This window comes from Allocatenococcus thiocycli, from assembly GCF_921292965.1.
In the GTDB taxonomy this organism is placed as follows: Bacteria; Pseudomonadota; Gammaproteobacteria; order Enterobacterales; family Vibrionaceae; genus Vibrio; species Vibrio natriegens.
Window position 1 is genome coordinate 1 of record NZ_CAKLCK010000014.1, and the last position, 4,841, is coordinate 4,841.

A 4,841-nucleotide genomic window follows, 5' to 3' on the forward strand; every position below is an offset into this window, starting at 1 on the left:
AAACGACCTTTGTGTTTTGAGTATTTGAATACCTTATTTAACATGCTGTTTAATTAATTGAGTGATTTTTAGATCTATATTTTTCAGTAACTCACCTAGCTCATATGCAGAATATTTTTCCCCACCTTTGGCGCAAGCATTAACATGATGCGTCAACTGATTTATATTATTTCCGATTTTTGCAACCTGCCTTGTGTACTCAGGGTCAACTTGAACAAGCTCGGTTTTTGGCAAATAAAACTCTTCTTCAAACATTCTAAATCTGAATAACTTAGCGATAGTATTAAAGTCGATAGAGTTATCAACCATACTGATTAACTTATTTTTTTCCTCTAACGTTAATCGTATTTCAATGCGTTCGTGTCTTTGAATCTTTTCCATGGTTTTGTCTTTTAAAAAGGGTCAAGGGAATTCCCTTGCCAGCCTCTAGTAGGAAAATTTGAGGTACGAAAAATTCCGTACTAGAGTGGGCTGGCTAAGGAAATTAATACCGACCTTTATTTGTATATTAATAAATTCCGTACAGTTTTCAAAAAAAATATATTTGCATTTCAAAAAAATTAAAGCTAATGTATGCGTATATTAGCTTTAATAAAAATAATAATATGACGAAAATAAACAGTGAAGACAAATTAAAAACTGCAAGTAAATATAATGAATATCATCAAAAGATGCTTGATTTATATATTTTAGATCAAAACATTCAAGATGCTTTTGATACCGAGCTAGCTAACTATAAAGATGACGAATGGGAAGCTCCAAGGAGAGGGGCGAGGCTTACAGCAGCCATTAAAAGATACAAGACATCATGTCGGCTTTTTGAGTTGCTTGTACGGCTACATAAAGCCGCTAAAGACGGAAAAGAGATAGATGTAACGCCTACGATAGCGAGGCGCTTGGCGGAGCGGATATTCCTGCAAGACGTGCGAGGTGAAATCAAAGGTCGCATCGGGAGCCAGAAGTCTTATGTTTATATTTTTGGTCAAGCAGGAAGAACTGCGAAAAGCAGCAGCACAGACGATGATCTAGATAGCTTTATTTCTAATTACTGCAAAGACTTAGAAAACTTTGAAGAGATAATAAATAACAATGTCGAAGCGGCTAGAGAAGCGTATCAGAAGGCGATTGCAGACCAAAAATAACCATTTGCGCTACAGTGTAGCGCATTTTAATGAATTTAAAGCTAACGTATGCGTACATTAGCTTTAATAAGTAAGGCAGTATGGCAAATTTGTGTAATAATTACCCAATCAATGGGTAAAACAATTACACGCGGGTAATCTATGAGTAATCTCTACACAATCAAAGAAGCTTGTGATCACTTTGGGATCACAAGAAAAACCTTATTCAACTGGCGTAAAGCCAATAAAATAAAGACAATTGAGACAGAAGAAGGGGTATTTGTAGACGTTAGCACAGAAAGAAGCGTCATGAGGAAAAAGTTACCCAGTAACAACCTAGATCTATTGCCTCTTATACAGGAATTACACACAAAAATAGACAACCTTACCCAAGAATTACACAATATTAAGCAACATGTGTGTAATGAAGGTGTAAAACCTACCCAGCATGATACCCAAGATTTACCCATTAAGGGTGCTAACGAAGCTAGGCAGCAACAAGCTATAGATAAGGCGAGAGCTAAGTTTTTAGAGCTTGGTAGTCCTAAAATAAGCCGAGCCGAGCTTGCTAGACAAGCCGGAGTTGACCGGAATACTGTGGGTAAACATTGGGTAATAATTACCCAACTAGAATTAGATGTGGATAACTAATGCTTTCGTATGCGTACATTAGCTTTAATTAAGGCGCAAATGGAGTGTTAAACGCAGCGCAGCAAGTTTGATTCTCTATTTGGGTCTACCAATTATTGATGTAAGTAACTGATTATAAATAGATTTTTAGCTAAACAAGGTTCTTTTTAGACGAAATTGGGTGATAACTTTATCTCTAAAGGCTTAAAGACAGCACAGAGCACCCCAGTAACCTCCAACACATCCCCCTTTCTTTAAATATGAAGATCTCAAGACTCGCATATTAACTCCGTTAATATACTACAACTGAAGGGGGGGGGAGCATAGTTTACACTTTTTTGATCGATAGCCATTGTATCGCCCAAGTAATGTTTGTACATTGAATGTATCGAGTGGCGTAAGTATGCGTCATCAAAAGAATTTAAAACCAGAAAAGACAAAGCCCCGATAGCGGTTAAGTTTGGCGACTCACGCTAATCAGGGCTTCCAGATACAAGGTAAGCTTACAATGTCATCACCTTTAACACAAGTCATTGCACCTGCGAAATCCAGTATTCCGTGTCTTTTCGATAAAAAAGATAACGGAGTATGCACACAAAATTTAATGTCACATCACAACTAAACGAAGAACAACTAAATCTCTTTCTAATGAAAGAATGGGAATACGTCCCAGAATGGCCCAGAGCCATGTTTCAGAAGAAAAAGGGGTCTTACTATGTCGATAAGGTGAAAGCCCTCTCAGAAGCCCCGTGGGTGCGTCTGCATAGCAATGATCGACGGTGGGTTATGGTTGACTTCGATAACGGCAACCCTTTTGATTGGTGCAAGCTTCCAGTGCAACCAAACGTTGTGGTATTCAACAAAGAATCAAGCAACCATCAGTGTTTCTGGCTGCTTAAAGATCCTGTTTATTGCCAAGAGTCCGCAAGGAATCATGCTGCATACAAGTATCTGCGAGCAATCGAGAACGCTATTGATATCAAGTACGAAGCCGATCCAGACTTTAAACGGGACATCAGCAAGAACCCGTTTCATCCACATTGGGAAGCCCACTGGATACACGACCGGACGCACACGCTAGAAGGGCTTGAGAAGGGTTTAGAACTAGACCTAGGGCGGAAGGCACGCAAAGGTAAGAACACATCGTTAGAAGGCAAATCAGGGCGCAATACGGGCGTGTTTGACCAAGTTCGATTCAGGGCTTACGGTGAAGTAAGTCGGTACAAAGATTTGGACGGAGTTCAGTTTGAGGACTGGCACAAAATTGTATTAGCGTGGTGTGAACGTGCGAATCAATTTGAAGGCAAAGAAGCACTCGATAAAAGAGAACTAGCCGGAATAGCTAAGAGCATTGCAAGCTTTTGCTGGCACCGACTTAAACCAAAGAAAAAACGTATGACTACAGAACAGATTAAAGAAGCGCAGCGTAATGCCCAGAAGATGACGAAAGCAAAGCAGAAAGGAAGATCTGAGGCTGCCATCAAGGAAGCGATTCGACAACTTAAAGATGAAAACAAACGAGTCAGCAAAGCTGCTGTAGCAAGGCTGGCAGGCTTATCACGAGTAGCTGTAACTAGAGATTACAGCCACCTGTTTGAAGATTAGAGCGTTAATTTTGAAGGGGTTCTCTTCGGTTGGGAACCCGGAGTTTTATCGCTGCCGCCATTGTTGATTTGATTCAAAATCTCTTGGGCTGCATCGAGCGCAGCACTGTTAGTAAATGCGTTAGCAATCTCGCGTTGCTTCTTCGCTTTTAGAGCCGCCTCAATTACTGGCGGCCATCCGTTGGATCTACTAATAAGTCGATTAAGTTCTGCACATTTTTCGTTAAGCTCTGCATAGTCGTTTCCAAGCTCTGCCGCTTCTCTTTCTCTTCGACCAATTGCTGGTTCAATTGGCTTAAAGAACTCCTGTACTCTGTCAGTAAAGGCTTTAAGTAATTGAGCAACTCGGCTTGGTTTGTTTCCGCTAGCTTTAGTAGGTTCTGCTCTGCTTCTTGCAGTCGCTGTATTTGTGAGTGATTCATTTTCTTGTTTTATTATTTCGATTAAGTTCTGCTTAGGCGTTACAAGTTCAACCCGATCAACATCCCCATTGCTAAGGTTATTATCATGAGCGTTGGCATTATTATTGTTAACCTCATGTATTTTTGGATCTGATGATTCTTCGAGTTTAATATTGTTATCTGCTGGTTCTCTATCTCCTTCAGGTTTAGGGTTATCCCGATTAACTCCGAATTGATTTCTTCTATTTTCTTTTGGAGCGACAAGCAATTCTTTTCGCTTATCTGAGATCCTGAAATTGTATTCTTCAAGTTTGAGTTTATTTGACTCAAGCCTTTGTTCGCGCTGATGGCTAAATTCTCTAGCTGAGTCCTCTTTTGCTTGTAAATAACTTCCAAGTCCTTCTTGGAACTTATCTGAGAAGATTCCTCCTTTAAATCTGATGGGTTTTCTAATTTCATCGTTGTTATTTATTTTTATTGATATGCCGCTGCCTGTAACCCTAGAAATATCTAGCCATTCCGCATCATTAAATAAATTAATAATATCATCACGGTTGTTTATTTCTTCCGATTCAATGCCTGCCCATATCTGATTTATTATTCTGTCCTGTATTTCAGCTCGACTACCAAAGTTATTTTTATGAGTAGCATCTCTAAAATTCTTAGGGTCATCCGGTGAATGAAATCCGTATTTGTCATTAACAACCTGCTTTGCTAAATCGAGTCTCACACCATCTTGTTTGTGGTAGTACGGCTGGAGCACACGCCCAGTTACCAGATCTTGATTCACTACGTGCCAGTTAAGTTCTAGCCTCCCCTCTTTATCGGTGTGGCGAATCCACATCATGTCATAGTGATCCTTGGGAAAGCCCGCCATCAGGGTTTCTTCGTACAAATCCATGATCTCATTTTGCACGTCTAACGAGACGTCTTGAGCCAACTCTTTAAAAGAAAGCACGCCCGTGGTGTACTCACGTTCGCCCGTGGCCTGCAACAAAAGCTGTCTAGTTATCGCCTCGTTGCCTCGCAAAAGTTCCGGCTTCACGGAACGATTAACATCACCGAGAAGGTAGTTAATACCACCG

5 protein-coding genes are annotated in these 4,841 nt (G+C 40.2%); 3 read left to right on the top strand and 2 right to left on the bottom strand.

From position 1 onward, the window contains the following. Window positions 1-33 precede the first annotated feature (33 nt). Window positions 34-381: a plasmid mobilization relaxosome protein MobC gene (mobC, locus tag L9Q40_RS05930; RefSeq protein ID WP_213895691.1), complete on the bottom strand. Its 348-nt coding sequence runs from the start codon at window positions 379-381 to the stop codon at window positions 34-36. A gap of 224 nt (window positions 382-605) precedes the next feature. Between mobC and L9Q40_RS05935 the strand changes: the two genes are divergently transcribed. From L9Q40_RS05935 to L9Q40_RS05945, 3 genes are all read left to right on the top strand, one after another. Next, window positions 606-1,142, top strand: coding sequence for a hypothetical protein (locus L9Q40_RS05935; protein WP_498792635.1), 537 nt, complete (start codon window positions 606-608; stop codon window positions 1,140-1,142). Window positions 1,143-1,283: 141 nt separating this feature from the next. After that, a complete protein-coding gene (locus L9Q40_RS05940; RefSeq protein ID WP_498792637.1) occupies window positions 1,284-1,772 on the top strand; it encodes a MerR family transcriptional regulator in 489 nt (162 codons plus the stop codon). 567 nt (window positions 1,773-2,339) lie between these two features. After that, the gene (locus L9Q40_RS05945) at window positions 2,340-3,356 is read left to right on the top strand and encodes a replication initiation protein (protein ID WP_498792639.1); all 1,017 of its coding nucleotides are present in this window, start codon (window positions 2,340-2,342) and stop codon (window positions 3,354-3,356) included. Here L9Q40_RS05945 and L9Q40_RS05950 read toward each other — a convergent pair. Further along, a partial coding sequence (locus tag L9Q40_RS05950) for a relaxase family protein (protein WP_498792640.1) occupies window positions 3,353-4,841 on the bottom strand: 1,489 nt, incomplete at its 5' end. The two genes, L9Q40_RS05945 and L9Q40_RS05950, sit on opposite strands and share 4 nt — an antisense overlap.

Excerpts from the sequence above, each read along its gene's own strand:
- L9Q40_RS05940 (WP_498792637.1), top strand. The coding sequence starts at position 1,284 with ATGAGTAATCTCTACACAATCAAAGAAGCTTGTGATCACTTTGGGATC.
- L9Q40_RS05945 (WP_498792639.1), top strand. The coding sequence starts at position 2,340 with ATGCACACAAAATTTAATGTCACATCACAACTAAACGAAGAACAACTA.
- mobC (WP_213895691.1), bottom strand. The coding sequence starts at position 381 with ATGGAAAAGATTCAAAGACACGAACGCATTGAAATACGATTAACGTTA.
- L9Q40_RS05935 (WP_498792635.1), top strand. The coding sequence starts at position 606 with ATGACGAAAATAAACAGTGAAGACAAATTAAAAACTGCAAGTAAATAT.